Annotated in this window: 15 protein-coding genes and 1 tRNA gene; 7 read left to right on the top strand and 9 right to left on the bottom strand. The window is 70.7% G+C overall.

Annotated elements, in window-relative coordinates:
• Positions 1-337 precede the first annotated feature (337 nt).
• Both J2X68_RS39590 and J2X68_RS39585 read left to right on the top strand, forming a co-directional pair.
• Positions 338-1,411, top strand: coding sequence for a Yip1 family protein (locus tag J2X68_RS39590; protein ID WP_310437463.1), 1,074 nt, complete (start codon positions 338-340; stop codon positions 1,409-1,411).
• Between the two features lie 185 nt (positions 1,412-1,596).
• The gene (locus J2X68_RS39585; protein WP_310437462.1) at positions 1,597-2,370 is read left to right on the top strand and encodes a hypothetical protein; all 774 of its coding nucleotides are present in this window, start codon (positions 1,597-1,599) and stop codon (positions 2,368-2,370) included.
• 167 nt (positions 2,371-2,537) lie between these two features.
• Here the strand turns inward: J2X68_RS39585 and J2X68_RS39580 are convergent, their stop codons facing one another.
• Both J2X68_RS39580 and dcd read right to left on the bottom strand, forming a co-directional pair.
• Positions 2,538-3,056: a phosphoribosyltransferase gene (locus tag J2X68_RS39580; protein ID WP_310437464.1), complete on the bottom strand. Its 519-nt coding sequence runs from the start codon at positions 3,054-3,056 to the stop codon at positions 2,538-2,540.
• 11 nt (positions 3,057-3,067) lie between these two features.
• Positions 3,068-3,643, bottom strand: coding sequence for a dCTP deaminase (dcd, locus tag J2X68_RS39575; RefSeq protein ID WP_057606138.1), 576 nt, complete (start codon positions 3,641-3,643; stop codon positions 3,068-3,070).
• Positions 3,644-4,170: 527 nt separating this feature from the next.
• On the opposite strand from dcd, the gene J2X68_RS39570 reads away from it, so the two are divergent.
• Both J2X68_RS39570 and J2X68_RS39565 read left to right on the top strand, forming a co-directional pair.
• Positions 4,171-4,244, top strand: a tRNA-Gly gene (locus tag J2X68_RS39570).
• A gap of 99 nt (positions 4,245-4,343) precedes the next feature.
• Complete coding sequence (locus J2X68_RS39565) at positions 4,344-4,844, top strand: hypothetical protein (RefSeq protein ID WP_310437461.1); 501 nt, start codon at positions 4,344-4,346, stop codon at positions 4,842-4,844.
• Positions 4,845-5,032: 188 nt separating this feature from the next.
• On the opposite strand, the gene J2X68_RS39560 is transcribed toward J2X68_RS39565, so the two are convergent.
• Both J2X68_RS39560 and J2X68_RS39555 read right to left on the bottom strand, forming a co-directional pair.
• Positions 5,033-5,854 carry a hypothetical protein gene (locus J2X68_RS39560; protein ID WP_310437460.1) on the bottom strand — a complete coding sequence of 274 codons (822 nt, stop codon included), beginning with the start codon at positions 5,852-5,854 and terminating at the stop codon, positions 5,033-5,035.
• A complete protein-coding gene (locus J2X68_RS39555; RefSeq protein ID WP_310437459.1) occupies positions 5,844-6,380 on the bottom strand; it encodes a SigE family RNA polymerase sigma factor in 537 nt (178 codons plus the stop codon). The genes J2X68_RS39560 and J2X68_RS39555 overlap by 11 nt, the downstream gene beginning before the upstream one ends.
• Before the next feature lie 263 nt (positions 6,381-6,643).
• On the opposite strand from J2X68_RS39555, the gene J2X68_RS39550 reads away from it, so the two are divergent.
• Entirely contained in the window at positions 6,644-7,720 is a 1,077-nt protein-coding gene (locus J2X68_RS39550) for a sigma factor-like helix-turn-helix DNA-binding protein (RefSeq protein ID WP_310437458.1), read from the top strand.
• 326 nt (positions 7,721-8,046) lie between these two features.
• Positions 8,047-9,750: a transglycosylase domain-containing protein gene (locus J2X68_RS39545; RefSeq protein ID WP_310437457.1), complete on the top strand. Its 1,704-nt coding sequence runs from the start codon at positions 8,047-8,049 to the stop codon at positions 9,748-9,750.
• A 472-nt stretch (positions 9,751-10,222) separates the two neighbouring features.
• Here the strand turns inward: J2X68_RS39545 and J2X68_RS39540 are convergent, their stop codons facing one another.
• The 5 genes from J2X68_RS39540 to J2X68_RS39520 form a co-directional block, all read right to left on the bottom strand.
• Entirely contained in the window at positions 10,223-10,993 is a 771-nt protein-coding gene (locus tag J2X68_RS39540) for a DUF2637 domain-containing protein (protein WP_310437456.1), read from the bottom strand.
• Positions 10,994-11,492: 499 nt separating this feature from the next.
• Entirely contained in the window at positions 11,493-12,686 is a 1,194-nt protein-coding gene (locus J2X68_RS39535) for an HTTM domain-containing protein (protein WP_310437455.1), read from the bottom strand.
• The gene (locus J2X68_RS39530) at positions 12,676-13,230 is read right to left on the bottom strand and encodes a DUF5819 family protein (RefSeq protein WP_310437454.1); all 555 of its coding nucleotides are present in this window, start codon (positions 13,228-13,230) and stop codon (positions 12,676-12,678) included. Before J2X68_RS39530 ends, J2X68_RS39535 begins: the two co-directional genes overlap by 11 nt.
• 296 nt (positions 13,231-13,526) lie before the next feature.
• A complete protein-coding gene (locus J2X68_RS39525; protein WP_310437453.1) occupies positions 13,527-14,810 on the bottom strand; it encodes an ice-binding family protein in 1,284 nt (427 codons plus the stop codon).
• Between the two features lie 525 nt (positions 14,811-15,335).
• Positions 15,336-16,208, bottom strand: a complete 873-nt coding sequence (locus J2X68_RS39520) for a helix-turn-helix transcriptional regulator (protein ID WP_310437452.1) — start codon at positions 16,206-16,208, stop codon at positions 15,336-15,338.
• Positions 16,209-16,539: 331 nt separating this feature from the next.
• Here J2X68_RS39520 and J2X68_RS39515 point away from each other — a divergent pair, with 331 nt between their 5' ends.
• Positions 16,540-16,827: a DUF4190 domain-containing protein gene (locus J2X68_RS39515; protein WP_310437451.1), complete on the top strand. Its 288-nt coding sequence runs from the start codon at positions 16,540-16,542 to the stop codon at positions 16,825-16,827.
• Positions 16,828-17,006: the final 179 nt, after the last annotated feature.

The following is a 17,006-nucleotide window of genomic DNA, read 5'->3' as shown; positions in this document are numbered from 1 at the left end:
CGTCAACGGCAAGAAGAACGAAGGCAAGGCCAAGGAATCCATCCAGGTCGTCGACGTCTCCCAGCTCCTCCTGGAATCCGTCAAAACCCCCGCCGACGACGAACCCCCCGCCGGCGAGACACAGACCGAGGACGAACCCGAACCCCAGCCGGTGAAGTGACCCTGACGGCCGTATCCCGGCTGTAGCGACGCCCCCGTGGTCCCCCGTGGACACCGGGGGCGTCACTGTTCCCGCCCGCACTTCCCCACACTCTCCTCACTCCCCTGACAACCCCTGCGCCCCCTGGGACGCTCCCCTGACGCACCCCGAATCCCGCGCGGCCGCTCCCCTTAGGGGATGTCACAGCTCGGCAGCAAAGCCGTACTTGGACGGCAGGCCCGGGCACGTCACTCTGCGGGACCAGGTACGTTCGAAGGCGTGGCTGGATTCAGGATCGGACGCGGCGGCCGGGACAACCGGGCCCCGCAAACGCGACCGCAAAACCCTCCGTACGGGCAGCAGGCGCCCCAGGGACCGTCGCGGTCCTCGGGACCGTCGGGACCCTCGGGGCCGTCGTACGGCTACCCGGCGGCCCAGCAGCCGTACCCGCAGCAGCGTCCGCAGTACGGCGGCACGGGCGCGGGCGGCGGCCAGTGGCCGCAGGCGAACGGCGGCGGGTACGGCGGCCAGAACGGCGACGAGCCGGAGTACTTCGGCGGCGACGACCCGTACGGCGCTCCGGGCGGTCCTGGAGGCGCCCCGCACGACCCGTACGCCGCGAACAATCCGGGCCACACCCAGGCCTTCTCGATCGACGAGCACCACCAGTACGACCAGTACAACCAGGGTGGTACGTATCACGCGGGCTCCGCCCCGGCGGGTCCGGTCGGTCCGCGTCTGCACTGGAAGGAGCTGCTGAAGGGCATCGTCCTCACCCCCAAGCAGACCTTCCTCCAGATGCGGGACTACACGATGTGGGGCCCCGCCCTCATCGTCACGTTCCTCTACGGCCTGCTCGCGGTGTTCGGCTTCGACGACACGCGCGCGGACGCGATCAACGCGACGCTGTCCAACGCGATCCCGATCGTCCTGACGACGGCCGTCGCGATGGTGCTGAGCTCGTTCATCCTGGGCGTGGTCACCCACACCCTGGCCCGCCAGCTGGGCGGCGACGGCGCCTGGCAGCCCACGGTCGGCCTCTCCATGCTGATCATGTCCCTCACGGACGCCCCGCGTCTGGTCGTCGCGATGTTCTTCGGCGGCGACGCGTCGTTCGTCCAGCTGCTGGGCTGGGTGACCTGGGTGGCGGCCGGCGCCCTGCTGACGCTGATGGTCAGCCGCTCGCACGACCTGCCCTGGCCGAAGGCGCTGGGCGCGTCGTCGATCCAGCTGATCGCGCTGCTGTCGATCGTGAAGCTGGGCACCTTCTAGTACGCGGCGGACACCTGCGGGGCCCTCGGCGGAATCGCCGGGGGCCCTCGGCATGTCGTCACCGAAAGCGAGACCCGACGACACCCGTCCGGAACAAGCACACCAAAACACCGCATGTCGCACCATGATGACTACAGAGCGTAATATATTGTGATCGTTCCCTACACCTCCTACAAGGAGTGCGCGTGAAAGCTCGCTTTGGCGTGAGGCGGGGAACGGCGCTCGTGGCCGCCCTGCTGGTCGCCGTCATCGCCCTGTTCCTCCCGGGACCGGCAGCCGCCCGGACGGACGACAACGGAGCCCACTCGGACCACTGGGGCGTGATCGCCCGCAACACGATCGGCTCCCCGGTCGCCGAACTCCGCAACGGCCCCTACGGCCCGTTCGGCACGACGGGCGCGGCCGCCAGGCCACCGTACGGGCGAGGCAGCCTCGGCATCGAGGTGGCGGACAGGTCCACCTCGCTGACCCCTCCCAGCGAGAAGGTCGACTTCGGCAATGAGGTCGACTTCTTCGGGAAGCAGGTGCTGGGGCTGCGACGCGTCGGCTTCCACGTGTTCCAGACGGGCGAGAACGTCGGCTACGGCGGCCCGACGAACATGCCGAACATCAGGTTCGAGATCGACCCGAACGTGACGTCCGGGGACGACTACGCCACGCTGGTGTGGGTCCCGAACGCGTCCCCGGTCACGAACGGCTGGAGCCCCTTCCTCGACGCCACGAGGACCGGCTACTGGTACCTCACGGACGGCGAGACGCGCTGCGACCGGGCCGCCCGGTGCACCTTCTCCCAGCTGAAGACGTCGTTCACCAGCGTCAACGCCAAGCCGACCGTTTACACGGTCGCCGTGGGCAAGGGACCCGACTTCCTGTGGATCGGCGCGATCGACGGCCTCCGGCTCAACGACTACGTCTACGACTTCGAGCGGGACGGCGTGAAGGTGCTGCGCGCCAAGTGACGCGACGTCATGAGTCAGATCGGGCCGGCCGACGCCGGAGAACGGCCGGCCCGCATCGCCTCACGCCCCAGGAGCCCCGCATACGGCACGGCAGGAGGCCGCCGAGGGCCGGAACCCCGGACGGCCGGAAGGCCGAAGGGGCGAAGGGGCGAAGGGGCGAAGGGGGGCTAGAGGGCTTCCCTGGAAGGCGTGACGGCCTCCCCCGCCTTGCGCACCGGCGGCAGAACGCTCCACGGGAAGTTGATCCAGTCGTCGGTCCGCTTCCACACGTACTCGCACTTCACGAGCGACTGCGGCTTCTCGTAGATGACGGCGCTGCGCACCTCGGCGACGGCGTCCAGGCAGAAGTCGCGGACGAGCTTGAGCGTCTTGCCCGTGTCGGCGACGTCGTCGGTGATCAGGACCTTCTTGTCCGAGAAGTCGATGACACTGGGTACGGGCGCGAGCATGACGGGCATCTCGAGCGTGGTCCCCACACCGGTGTAGAACTCGACGTTCACCAGGTGGATGTTCTTGCAGTCGAGGGCGTAGGCGAGCCCGCCGGCGACGAACACACCGCCGCGGGCGATGCTCAGCACGACGTCGGGGACGTAGCCGTCGTCGGCGATGGTCTGCGCGAGCTCACGGACGGCGGTGCCGAACTGCTCGTAGCTCAGGTTCTCCCGCGCCGGGTCCGCGCCGTTCATGCCGTCGCCGCTCACACCTGGGTCCGGTGGAAGTTGAGGAAGGACCGGGAGGCCGTCGGCCCGCGCTGGCCCTGGTACCGGGATCCGTACCGCTCGCTGCCGTAGGGGGACTCGGCCGGCGAGGTGAGCCGGAACATGCACAGCTGGCCGATCTTCATGCCCGGCCAGAGCTTGATCGGCAGGGTGGCCAGGTTGGACAGCTCGAGCGTCACATGCCCGGAGAACCCGGGGTCGATGAACCCGGCGGTGGAGTGCGTGACCAGCCCGAGCCGCCCGAGCGAGCTCTTCCCCTCCAGCCGGGAGGCGAGGTCGTCGGGGAGCGTGATGACCTCATAGGTGCTCGCGAGGACGAACTCCCCCGGGTGGAGGATGAACGGCTCGTCGCCCTCGGGCTCCACGAGCCGGGTCAGGTCGGCCTGCTCGATGGAGGGGTCGATGTGCGGGTACCGGTGGTTCTCGAACACCCGGAACAGCCGGTCCAGCCGCACGTCGATGCTCGAGGGCTGCACCATGAATTCGTCGTAGGGATCGATCCGTACTCGCCCGGCGTCGATCTCGGCCCGGATGTCCTTGTCTGAGAGAAGCACGTCCCGAGGATACGCAAAGCGCGCGGAGCGACCACCATCGGACGACTCCGCGCGCTCGACCGGCGGCGCCTCCAGCGCCTCCGGCTCCTGTTGCCGCTACCTCTTCTCGAGAATCACCGGTACGGCACTCCGCAACCGGGTACACCGAGGGCACCGGACGAGCCGCCCGGGACCGAGCCGCTCCGCCTGCTGCATCGGGAACGAAGCGGTGCTGAACACGTGCCCATCGGCACAACGGACGACGGTGCGCTCCATCAAGTCCTAGAGTCCCTTCCCCAAGAGCCCTGTCCGGCTGCTACCCACCGGACCACGAAAGCCACATTACGGGACGAACGGGACGACCCTCCAGGCGGCACTCCGACCCCGCCCGACCCCACTTCCACCGCCCCACCGTACGCCCCAACTCCGGCCCCTCGCACCCGGATCCACCCCCTGAAACGCGCGCGGGCCCCAGGGCTTCATCGCCCGGGGCCCGGCATGAGGTAGAGTGACGGAGCGTTCCGACACCGGTCGAACCGGCGTCTTACGCGGGTGTAGTTTAATGGTAGAACATCAGCTTCCCAAGCTGAGAGCGCGAGTTCGATTCTCGTCACCCGCTCCATATGAAACCCCCAGGTCGACGACCCGGGGGTTCTTTGTTGTCCGGCTCGGTGGCCGTGGCTGGGCGCGGCAAGGGGCGCGGGGCCTACACTCCGGCGCCATGCCGATCCAGGACCGTACCGCAGGCTCCCACGAGGAGCAGTTGGCGATCATCGACGCCTGCATATCGCTGCCGTTCCCGGAAGGGAAGGGCGAGTCGAGAACGGATCACGGGTGGAGCGGGCCCGGGTATCACCTCGCCGTCCTGCGGGTGACCCAGGACTTCTGGGACGACCGGAGCCCTGAGGTCGTCGAGCCGATCGAGCGGGAGCTGGAAGCCGACCTCGCGGCCCTGGCCGAGACGCTGACCGGACGCTGGGGCAGCCCCGTCACCGTCGATCTGTCGCCGTACCTCGGGTCCGACGACCCCGGCGATCCCGGAGCCGAGGCGCCCGAGCCCCTGTGCTCGCTGAGCGTCCTGGCCGGCGACCTGCTGGCGTGGCGGGTGCCGTCCACCGGGCGCTGGCTCGGGCTGACGATCGGCCAGGGTGACCGGGAGCTGCCGTTCGAACTGCTCGCCGCCGTCGGCGAGGAGTCCTCCTGCCCGGCTGACGCACCATGACGACCCGCACCGATGACGGCGGCGCATCACCTTCCTCAGGTGTCGCACGTGCTCACGTGCTGGGAAACACGTGCTGCGGGATCCGTGGCTCGGCTCGACCTTCGCGATGTGCAGGGCGTAGCTGACGTCCCGTCCTGGACCCGGTCGTGGTTCCGCGAGCCGCCGCTGCGGTGGGCGGTGGCTCGGAGCTAGCCCACGTCTTCCCCGGCCGCCGCCGAGCCCCGGGCAGGGGGCGCGATCTTGGTGTCGGCGGACGGGAACGGGGAGGTTGTGGCGGCGGGTGCCGTGACCGCGCCGGGCGAGACGGTCACGTCCGAGGGGGTGACGTCCGAGGAGGTGGCGGCTGTTGGGGTGGCTGTGGCCGTGGCTGTGGTCACCGCGACGGTGTCGCCGAGGCTGATGCGGGCGTGGAACCACTCTGCGTCCTTGGCGCCGAGGACGATCACGCCGCCGCTGACGTCGTAGTCCCCTCGCGCCTCGATGTCCGGGGGGACGGCGCCGACGTAGAGCGGGCTGCCGTTCCCGTCGCGCAGCTCGACCGCGGACGCGACGTTCACCACGGTGCGGCCCTTGGAGAGCACGTCGACGGCCAGTGCCACCCGGGCCGGCTTCGCGACCACCGTCATCGGGGTCGTGTCCCCGGACCCGGGCGGGAGGGCGAAGGTCGAGAGGATCGGCATGACCCGGCCGCCGAACGCCAGGTCGCGGCCGCGCAGGTCGAGCGCGCCGGAGACGGTGTCCGGGGTGGCCGCGGACGGCGGGGCGGAGACCGAAGGCTGCACGGCCGGGGTTCGGCCTCCGGCCGGGTGGTCGGTGGCCCCGCCGAGTTGCAGGGTCAGCGCGAATCCCAGCAGCGCGAGGACCGCGGTCCCCGCGCCCAGGACGACGGCGGCACGGCGGCGGCGCCTGCGGCGCATCGCCCGGGCACGGGTCGCGGGGCCTCCGACGGTCGGAGCGGTCGACCGGGCGGCGGCCAACTCGCGCAGCGCGGACGACAGTTCATCGGACACGGCGGCTCTCCTTCCGGACCGGCCCGTCGGCGTCGTCGACGCGCTCGTCGGCCTCGTCCCCCGCAAGGCGCTTCGCCAGCGCCGCCCGTCCTCGGGACAGCCTGGCCTTGACCGTCCCCACGGGCGCGCCGGTCTCGGAGGCTACCTGCTCGACACTCAGGTCGCACAAATGGTGCAGGACGATCGCCATCCGCTGGGCCTGGGGCAGTTCGCGCAGGGCGGCCACGAGCGCGGTGTGCTCGGGACCCGGCCCCGGGGTCGAGTCGGGCGGCGGAGTGCGTCGTACGAGTTCCAGCCAGCGTCTCGCGCGCCGCCAGCGGCTCACCGCCAGCCGCATGGCCACGGTGCGGATCCACGCCTCGGGAGCGCTGTCCGACAGGAAGTGCTGCCGCCGGTCCCAGGCTCGTACGAACGCTTCCTGAACGACGTCCTGGGCCTCGCCGTGGTCACCGGTGAAGGCGAAGAGCTGGCCGGTCAGCCGGGGGAACGCGGTCGCGTAGAAGGCGTCGAACTCGTCCTCGGTCATGCCCCCGCCGGAATCTCTGCCCTTGCCCTGCAACCCGGCCACCTCCCTCGTGCGTACAGATCGCGTAGGTCGCGTAGGTCGCGTCCGGCGAAGCGGAACCCCACCAGGAAGACGGCGCACACGGGTTACAGGCTCCCTCTTCTGCGACGGTGTCGGCTCGCTGCCCGCTCAACCTACTTGCCCGACCGAACGGTTGCCCGACCAGGACGGACGGCCCCACGCGTCCGCCCACGACCGAGTTCCCGAGCCGAAGGACCGCCCCCGTGCCACCCACCCCCGACGTACTCCCCGCCTTCCCCGCCCTCCCCGCCGGCCATGACTTCGCCGCGTACGCCCGGACGCACTGGTCCCGGCTGGTCGTGACCGCCGGGCTGCTCACCGACGACCCCGGTGCCGCGGAGGAACTGGCGCGGAGAACGCTGGTGCGGATGTGCGCGCGGTGGCGACGTGTGCCGCGCAACGACGTGGACTTCCATGTGCGGCGCTGTCTGGTGCGTCTTCATCTGCGCCGCCCGCGCGGACGGCGGGCCGCGCGCCGACGGGCCGTCGTGGTGCTGCGGGTCTGGGAGGGGCTCGCGGACGCGGAGATCGCCCAGTTGCTGGGCTGCTCGGTCGGGGCGGTGCGGGCCCACGCCAGACTCGCGCTGAAGGAGGCGGGCGCCGAACAGGGGCGGCTGCGCGAGGAGTTCGCCCGTGCTGCCGGGGACATCGTCCCGTCCCGGGTGCCGCTGGCCGACCTCCGGGCGGCGGGCCGCGGCAGGCGCCGGCGTCGCCTCGCCGTGGCGTCGGCCCTCTGCGCGGCGCTGCTCACCCCCCTCGCCCTCCTGGCCGCCGACCGGTTCGGGGGCGGCGGGGCGCAGGACGCGACGTCCGGAGTCCGGGCGGGGGACGGCGATCGCGCGGCCGCGAGCCCGATCCGGATCGTGGCGCCGGGCGAGCGGGTCGCGGCCGGGACGGTACGGATGTGGCTGACGGCCGACGGCGGGCACTGGTCGGTGCCCTTCCCCGGTGACCACGGCGACCGCCCGCTCGGCGCGCCGGGCGTCTCCCTCCGCGTGGACAGCGTGGACGGCGGGTTCTTCCTGTCGGGTCTCTTCCACGGCCTGAGCGGCGAACCGGGCCGCGTCGAGGTGCGCACCGGCGACGGCGGCAGCATCACCGCCAAGGTCCTCGTCCTGGCGGGCAGTCCGGGCTGGGGCATCTGGTACGCGGGCACGCCGCTGCCCGGCGAGAGCGTGGAGGCGCTCATGTCCGTGAGCGGGGACGACCGGATCGTCACGGTGTACGACGCCTCGGGCAAGGTCGCCGCACGGTCGGACCGCGAGTGGTGGCGGATATGAACGTGATCGGGAGCGGGGACGGCCGTGCGGGCCGGGACGGCCATGCGAGCCGGGACGGGAGCCGGCCCCCGGACGCCATCGGGACCCGGGAAGCGGAAGGGGCCGGGGAAGGGGAAGAGACCCGGGAAGCGGAAACGCACACGCACACGCACACGCACACGCACACGCAAGCGGACTCGAACTCGGAGTCGGAGTCGGACACGAACAGGTCGGGCAGGAGGGATCGGCGGGTGCGTGCGGCGCGGCGGGTGCGTAGCGCTGGGCCGGTGCGTGCGGTGCGACGCCCGGGGACGCGGGGGCCGTCGGAGCGCCGGCGCCGCGAGCGCGTGCCGTTGCGGATCCGGTTGCGGCGCAACCGGGGTCGGCGGCTTCGCCGGCTGTGCTACGCCTTCCTCACGCTGTTCGCGACGGTGTGCGCGGCGGCCGTCGTGGCGTACCAGATGACGGCCGTTCCGAAGCCGCACCCCGAGACTGTCACCCAGAGCACCGTGTTCCTCGACTCGGGCGGCGCCTATCTGGGCCGCCGCGGACCGGTCGACCGGCAGGACGTCCCGTTGTCCGCGGTCCCCCGGCATGTGCAGGACGCGGTGATCGCCGCGGAGAACCGTTCATTCCGCACGGACAGCGGGATCTCGCCGCGGGCCATCGCGCGGGCCACGCTGGCGGCGGTGACGGGCGGCGACCCGCAGGGCGGTTCCACCATCACCCAGCAGTACGTGAAGAACGCGCTGCTCACCCCGGAGCACTCGCTGGCCCGCAAGGCGCGCGAAGCGCTCATCGCGATCAAGCTGGACCGCACCCGCACCAAGGACGAGATCCTCCAGGGCTATCTGAACACCGTGTACTTCGGACGGGGCGCCGCCGGCATCCAGTCCGCCGCGCGCAACTACTTCGGCGTGGACGCGAAGAGCCTGACGGTCGCGCAGGGCGCCGCGCTGGCCGCCATCGTCAACATCCCCTCGTTCTACGAGAAGGCGGGCTCGGATCCGAAGGTGACGGCGACACTGCGGAACCGCTGGGAGTGGGTGCTCGACGCGATGGCCGCGAGCGGGAACATCACCACGCAGCAGCGGGCCGGGGCGCGTTTCCCGGCGTTCCGGTTCTATCCGCCGGGCGAGACCGAGGGGCAGCGGCAGTACCTGATCGACGTCGCCGCGAAGGAGGCCGCCGACCGGCTCGGCATCACGGAGGACCGGCTTGCGAGCGGCGGCTACAGCGTGACGACCACCTTCGACCTGGCGCTCCAGGACAACGCCACCCAGCGGGTGCGGCAGCATCCCGGGGGCAAGGGCGTGCGCGTGCACACCGCCGTCGTGGGCGTGGTGCCCGGCGACGGGGCGGTGCGGCTGCTGTACGGGGGCTCGGACTACGCCCGGCAGTCGTTCAACGACGCGGTGAGCGGGGCGGTGGAGGCGGGGACGGCCCTGGAGCCGTTCGGCGAACTGCGGCGCGTGGACGATCCGTTGGGCAAGCTGCTGAAGACGGAGGCGCCGACTCCGCTGAACCTGGCGGCGGCGTACGCGACAGTGGCGGCGGGCGGCGCGTACGCCACGCCGTACACGGTCGCACGCATCACACGGGAGGGCCGCACCGTCTACCGGGCGCGTCCCGACGTGCGGCAGGTCCTGGACGACAAGGAGGCGCTGCTGGCGGGCGCGCGGTCGGGGGCCGGACCGGCGCCCGGCGCCACCGCCGTCTCCGCCGACGCCGGCGTCCCCGTGCCGCCGCTGGGGGCGAAGGGTTTCGCCACCGCCGGGGCGGGTGGCGGGATCACCCGGCGGACCGTGTGGACCACCGGGTACGACAGCCGACTCGCCCTGACCGTCGCGTTGTTCGCCGACCGGCCGGGCGGCAAGAAGGGCACGACGGTGCCCGCGCAGCTGCCGAACGAGCCCTCGCCGACCGGCTTCGCGGAGACGGTGGCGTCGGGCATCTGGGACGCCGCCACGAAGGGCGGGGCGAAGAGCGGGGCGAAGAGCGCCGCGGGGAGTGACGGAAGGGGTGACGTGACGGACGGACGGGGGGAGTGACGTGCCGTCCGGAGAACGGAGCGACGGGGCGGATCGACGGACGGACCGACGTACGGCGGCACGCGGCGAGTCGACCCGGAGAGCGGCAGCGAGCGGCGGCGCGTGGGCGGCGGCGCCGGTGCCCGGCAGAAGCAGGCACCGGCGCAGGTGCGGGCCGCCCCCCGCCCCGGGGCGGCACCCCGCCCTACGGCGGCGCTTCCCGGCCTGAGGCAATGCCCCGCCCCTGGCGCCACCCGGCGCGAGGCCCTCCGGGTCGAAGAGGCCTCAGGACGAGGGAAGGCCTCGGGAGGAGGGAGGGCCTTGCGCCGTCCCGGTCGAACGCCGCACGCCGGAGAGCCGCACCGGAACCGCGCCGGGAGGACGGCCCCGGACGACCGAACCGGACGACCGAACCGGAAGGCCGAGCCGGACGACCGCGCCCATGAACCGCGCCGGACGACCGCGCCCATGAACCGCGCCGGACGACCGCGCCCTACTGGCGGTGCCGGGGTGACCCCTGTCGCGGAGGCAGGGTCAGGGTGATCTGCCGGACGAGTTGCTGGAAGCACGCCAGGGACGCGAGCGCGGGCAGCGCGGCACCGGCGATACCGGTGACGGTCTTGTCGGCCTGCGCCACGCACAGCATGATCGCGACGGAGGAGAACAGCAGCACGATGAACCACGAGTGCAGAGCCCGGCGTTGATGCAAGGCGGTTCGCAGGATGGACAGAGACGCCACCATCCAGGGGCCGTACACAAGAAGGGGCCACTGGGGGATCATTCCGCTCTTCGTGCCGGACGAGATGCTCTGGAGCGGCCCGTAGGCGACCATGCCGCCGAAGACGCTGACCATCGCCACCATGACGGCGACGAACGCGACGATCACGAAACTGCCGGTACGCAACCACTTGAGCCGGAGTTTTCGGGCTCGGATCTTCCGATGCCCGACGGAAGGGCGCCGGATGGGCGGCAGCTGAGCGGTGATCTGCGCCAGGTTGTCCATCGGGTCGGTGAAGTCGACGCCGGCCGGCGACTCGCTGCGAGGTGGCGGCACCCCGACCACCTGCTCCGAAGGAACGGCCTCCTGCAGCAGATAGGCGAGTTCCTCGACCGGATCCCAGCCCGGGTCGGAGGGTGACACGGGATTCCCCGAGTTCAGGGCATCGACGGGACCACCATGGCGGCCGGCGGAGGGCCCGTAGGAATAGGGGTCAGAATGCCATTCGCGCCGCGTGAAGGATGCATCCGCATACTCGTGATTCATGGAAATACGCCCCTGTCACGCACAGTCCGCGTGCCGGCCGGCCTTTTCCTGATCGTTCCACCGCTGACCTAGTTCCGCCTGGGCCGCCTCCAGGAGTGCGAGGAACTCGCGGAGCAGAGACTCCGTCACCGGTGGTTCGATCCAAGGATCGTCCCCGTGCAAGCGGCCGCGGGGCTCGACCGCCGTGTGCGTCCCACCGGTCAGGTCGGCGTTCTTCCCCGCTGCCGCATAACGGATCGCGGACGGTTTGCCTTTCCCCACGCCACGGTGGGGGAGGCCATTGGACCCTGCTTTCGTCATATTCAGATAACGCCTTTCACCCTCCGCCAGATGCGCGGCAAACGAGTGACGGCACCCCCCTCCAGGGGGAAGATTGAGGAGTGCATTTAGTCGTCAATATAATTCGCGCCTGGATTTCACGTTATTACCCGAGCGAATTGTCTTCTCACATCTCGTGAGCGTAAATAGGATCCGCCGCCCGTACGTGACGTCCGACGTGTCAACCGTGGTCGGGGGGAGCCTGACGGGACACCGGCTCGGCGGCAGGTACGGCGTCCTTCCGGCCGGCCGGGAGCGTGACGCGACGCTGCGGTCCGCATGCGCCGCCGGGCCCGCCCTGCGCGGGTACGGCTCCTGGGACGGCCGCTCGTCCGTGTGTCGGCCGGGCGCTCTCCCTCCCGTGCGCCGCCCGTCGACGGAGGCGGGGCAGAAAGGCGTAGAAGCGGTCGGGGAGGAAGACGGCGTCCGCGACGATCATCGCGCCGGAGAAGAGAGGCAGCCCCATCAGCACGGCGATGCCGAGGTGCATGCCCAACAGGAGCACGAGAACCGGGTACTTGAGTCGGCCGAAGAGCACGAACGGGAAGGCCACCTGCAGGAGCACGGTCATGTATCCGGCGACGGCCACGACGAGCGTGTGCTCGTCCACGAAGTGGGAGAGGGCGGGCCAGGGCCGGAAGAGCTCGAGGTTCAGGACGTAGTGGAGCGCCGTGCCGCCGCCCCAGGAGGTTCCCTGGACCTTGTACAGGCCGGCCGATCCGTAGAGGAAGCAGACCTGTGCCGCGATGACGAACATCGCGCAGTTGTGCACCACCGTGACCAACATCGTCCGGTCGTCGCGGAGTCGATGCGACAAGCGGCTCCCCTTCGGCTCCGGCGCGTCGCCCGTCCGAGCCGCATTCCGCCGGTGTCGGCGTGCGTCCAGGGACCAGCGCCGACCGCACGCGGTGAGCACGAGGTAGAGAGACATCAGCAGGAGAAGGTTGTCGCCCCCGTCCGTCATGAAGATCGCCCGGCCGTGGAACGAGGTCACCACGACGGCGAAGAGCACGGACAGGACACGCGTCCGCCAGCCCAGCATGAACAGGGCGGACGTGACGAGCGCCAGCGCGTAGCAGAGTTCGAAGTAGGCGCGGCTGTCCGAGAGGGCCAGGACGCTCAGCCATCCCGTCTGCTCGAAGAGCTGGTGGGCCAGGGCGGGCGTCCACGGAGAGCCCGGGCCCCAGATCTCGGCGCGGTGCGGAAACTCGCGCAGCAGAAAGACCAGGTAGAGCAGTCCGTAGCCGATGCGCAGCACCGACGCCGCGTACAGGGACACCGGGCGGCCGGTCAGGAGGTACCACCCGGCCGTGATGCGGCGGGCGAGCAACCGGCCGACGTCGACGGACGCGGTCCGCTGTGCCTCATTTTCCATGGCGGGTCACCTTCCACCAGGGCAGGAGCCGGTTCTCGACCGGCGTCGGCGGGCGATCACCCGCGCCGGTGCCGGGAGCGGAGACGGGCAGTGCGACGACGCGGAGTTGAATGAAGTCGAAGGCGCCGGCGTCGCGGTCGGCCGCGCGGTCCGCGGCGATGTTGCGCAGGTACTTCTGCATCATCAGGGCGCGTTCCGTGTGGGCCTTGTCGTCTCCGCCGTGCGAGTCGACATATCCGGCCCAGGCGCGACGCAGCATGTTCTGCGCCGTGTGGCTGGGGAACGGCTGATGCTCGACGGCGGCACGGTCCACGGCGGTCAGATCGAACCAGGGACTCACCTCGACCGCTCCGTCGGAGCCGGTGTGCGCCGTCCGCGCCAGGATCTTGCGGTTGACCGACTCGGGATCCGGGGCGAAGAGCCGCCAGTTCTGTTCGAAGAAGGGGTACACCCAGGCGTTGATCAGCGGGGTGTACCGCTTGGAGACGGTGTTGGCCGGCGCCACGTGCAGGAACACCACGAGCACGTGGACGACACTCGCCATCACGCACAGGATCACGGCGGCCCGCAGCCCCGCTCGCCGCGCGCGGGTCCCTCTCGGCAGATCCGGGGGTGCTGCCTCGGCGTCAGGACGGTCCCGCGTGGCCGGACCGGAGTCGGCCTGCCGGATCTCCTCCACGTCCGCTGAGTCGATTCCGCTCGACACCGCTTACCTGTCTTTCTCTCACAGTGGCTCGCGCCCGGCCTTCGCGGTGACCGCCACCGACGGCGTGCGGCGGACCCGATGAGGAATCCGCCGCGCGCCGTCATCCGGTGAGCGGACCGACCGAGGTGCGCTGCCTAGCCCTCGTGGTCCTTGGAGTGGTCGTCGTTCTCGTGGACCTTGGGCACGTCGTCGTAACCGAAGTTCTCGTCGGACTGCTTGCCGTGGTCGTCCCGGCCGTCGTGGTTCTTGCCGTGGTCGTCCCGGTCGTGGTCGTACTTGCCGTGGTCGTCCCGACCGTGGTCGTACTTGCCGTGGTCGTCCCGACCGTGGTCGTACTTGCCGTGGTCGGGCCTGCCGGGCTGGAGGTACTGACCGAGGTCGAGCTTGCCGCCGTGGTCCGGCTTTCCGTTGCCGCCGTTGCCGCCATGACCGCCGTGGCCGGGCCCGCCCGGTCCGTGGCCGTTCCCGGCGTGGCCGTTTCCGCCGGTGGTGTTCCCGGCGCTGTTGCCCGCGGTGTTCCCGCCGGTCGTGTTCCCGGCGGTGTTGCCCGCGTTGTTGCCCGCGGTGTTGCCCGCCGTGTTGCCGGACGAGTTGCCGGCCGTGTTGCCCGAGGTGCCGCCGGTCCCGACGATGGGCCCGCCCAGGACGCCGCCGGTGACGAGGCCACCGCTGACGAGGCCGCCGCCGAGGAGCCCCCCGCTGGTGGTGGTGCCGGTCGTGGTGCCGGTGGTCGTTCCCGTCGTCGTTCCACCGGTGGTGGCAGCCGCGCACCCGCCGAGGAAGATCCTGTTGTTGTTGAGGGTCACGGAGCCCACCTGGGCCAGCAACCGGCCCTCGACGTTCGTCCCCTGGTTCACCGTGATCGAGTTCTCGGCCATCAGGGTGCCTACGAAACTGGTGGTGACGCCGAGCGACGCGTCCTCACCGATCTGCCAGAAGACGTTGCACGCCGAAGCGCCGTTGGTGAGGAGAATCCGGCTGGAGGTCGCCGTCGTCAGGGACTCGGGGATCTGGAACACCCAGACGGCGTCGGAACTGCCCTGGCCGTCCAGGACCAGGTCGCCGGTGATGCCGACACCGGCCGTGGCGTGATAGACGCCGGGAAGCAGCGCCGGACCTCCGCCGATGCCCGCCGGAAGCGCGAAGTCCACGGCCTGTCCCGCGGCGTTGTTGTAGGCCACGAGCAGGTCGGCCTTGGCCTGGAGGGCCGCTGCGTCCGCAGCGTGGATGGCGCCTCCCACCAGGCCGGGCGGGAACCCGGTGATGGCCGGATTCGGGTGTGTGCCGAGGTCGTGGGCGAGCACCGAGTTGCCGGTGTTCGTGACTCCCTGACCCGCCAGGACGGAGTAGCTGGCGGTGGTCCCGAGAGGGACGGGCAGTGCGATCGCCGACGCCGCCGTCGGCGTCAGGAAGACCATCGCAGCGGAAACCGTCGCGGCGAGGGCAGAGGCCAGCGCACCGGACAAAACACGGCGGCCGGCCGCTTGTGGGATCTTCAGCTTCATCAAAAAGGCCATTTTCTGTGGGGGCCGTGGCCTACCGGGCCCTACCGATCACCCGGCAAGCCTTGTCGCTGCTGCCGCATATTACGCAGAAATATCCTGACCCCGGCATAAACGGCACCGGGGAAATAGGCACTCATTCAAACAGCGCACAGTGCTGCGTAAATAATTTGATTCGCAATTCCGACGATGCGTCCTCGAAGGGGCGGCGCCCGATGACATCGACATACTTCGGCGGTACGCGATCCGGAGGCGGGCAGGGCGGGCAGCCCGAACAGGTCGAGGAGGGCGAGCGGGCCGTCAGGGCCGAGGGCGACGGCCGAACAGAGCGGCTTACCCTCACTCATCTCACGCGAAGTGCCCGGACCACCGTCCGGGCACTTCGGCGAGGAACCGGCTCTTGTTCACCGGGAGAACGTCCCGCCGTCGGTCGGCCGGCGCTCAGAGCGCGATCGCCGTGCCGATGTACGTCCTCGCGGCCTCGGTGATGAAGTCACGGCTGCTGTCCGGGGAGAGGGCGCGGGCCTGGAGACGGTCGTACATCACGCCGTACTGCTCCACGTCGGACGGCTTCTCCAGATAGAGATCGCTGGTGAACCGTTCCAGGTAGACCACCCCCGCGTCGGGACCGTCGGCGAACCGCAGGATGGAGAACTGTCCCGACAGGCCCGGGTGGGCGCCCGCCGTGTAGGGCAGGACCTGCACCGTGACGTTCGGTTCGGCGGCGAGTGCGCTCAGGTGCTCCAGTTGTTCCCTCATGACGTCCGGACCGCCGACGACGCGGCGCAGAGCCGACTCGTCGAGGATGACCGACACGTGCAGCGGCTCGACCGGTTCGTAGATGCGATGCTGCCGACGCAGCCGCACCTTGAGGTGGGCGTCGGCCTGCCGGGCGGTGAGCCGGGGGACCGATTCCCTGATGACGGCTTCGGCGTAGGCGGGAGTCTGCAGCAGATCGGGCACCCGCAGCGGCGCGTGCGCGTGCAGGGAGGCAGCGTCGGTCTCCAGGCCGATGTAGACGCTGTCGGAGAGGTCGCCGTAGGCGTGCCACCAGCCCCGCTGACCGGATTCCCGGGCCATCTCCATAAGGGAGTCGATGACCTGCTGGTCCGTCACTTCGTAGATCACGCACAGGTCGCGCACATCGCGGGGGCTGATGGCGCGGTTGCCGTTCTCCAGGTGGCTGATCTTGGGCTGCGACACCATGAGCCGTTCAGCCACTTCTGTGCTCTTCAGCCCACTCGCCACGCGGAGCCGGCGAAGCTCGGCCCCCAGACGGCGTCTCCTGACAGTGGGATTGTTCTTCGCCGCCACGCGCGGGGTACCTCCGGATCAAAAATGCTTTGTCGGTAAACAGGTTGCCATGACGCGGGGGTTGTCGATCACACGCAATGCGGACGCGGACGCGGACGCGGAAACGGACTCTTACGTTGGCAATTGCCATGTCACACGGGGCTGTCACGGTCCTTCGTCGGCTGCCGCCTCGCGCGTACAGACCGCTCGCGGCCCGTATCCCGTCCTCGCGCAGCTCATCTGATGGTTCCACCGACATGAGGTCGCTTCGAAGGGGCATTCGGAGAAGCAAGTCGAAAGCGAGGAGCGCGTGGCCCGTTCGGTCCGTGCAACCGACAACCGGGAGTATTCGATGACGAGTTATGGCAGCTCTTCCACCGCGTCCTCCGGATCACGCACCAACGGCCTGGCGGTCGCGAGTCTGTGCTGCGGCATCGTGGGACTGTTCCTCCTGAACATCGTCCTGGGGCCGCTGGCCATCGTCTTCGGTGCCGTCGCCCGACGTCAGGCAGGGGTCAGGAACGGCGCCGGCATGGCGAAGGCCGGCATCATCCTCGGCGTCGTCGACGTCGTGCTCTGGCTGGTGCTCCTGGCCGTCGCCGCGAGCAACGGCGGATTCAGCTGGTACGTGGGCGGCTGACCGGGCGTGGGCGACCGACGCGACATGGGCGGCTGACGGCGCGGACGCGCGGCGGGGGGGCCGGGCGCGGGGGGGGCCCCCCGCCCCCCCCCCCCCCCCCCGGGGGGCGGCGTCGGCGGGCGCGGGGGCGCCCCGACACCCGGCCCGGTCCCGGCCCCGGTCGGGTGCGGCCCCCGCCC

Origin of the sequence: Streptomyces sp. 3330 (genome assembly GCF_031456635.1) — a bacterium.
In the GTDB taxonomy this organism is placed as follows: domain Bacteria; phylum Actinomycetota; class Actinomycetes; order Streptomycetales; family Streptomycetaceae; genus Streptomyces.
Note: the sequence above shows the minus strand (reverse complement) of the source record. Positions and strands in the feature narration are given on the sequence as shown.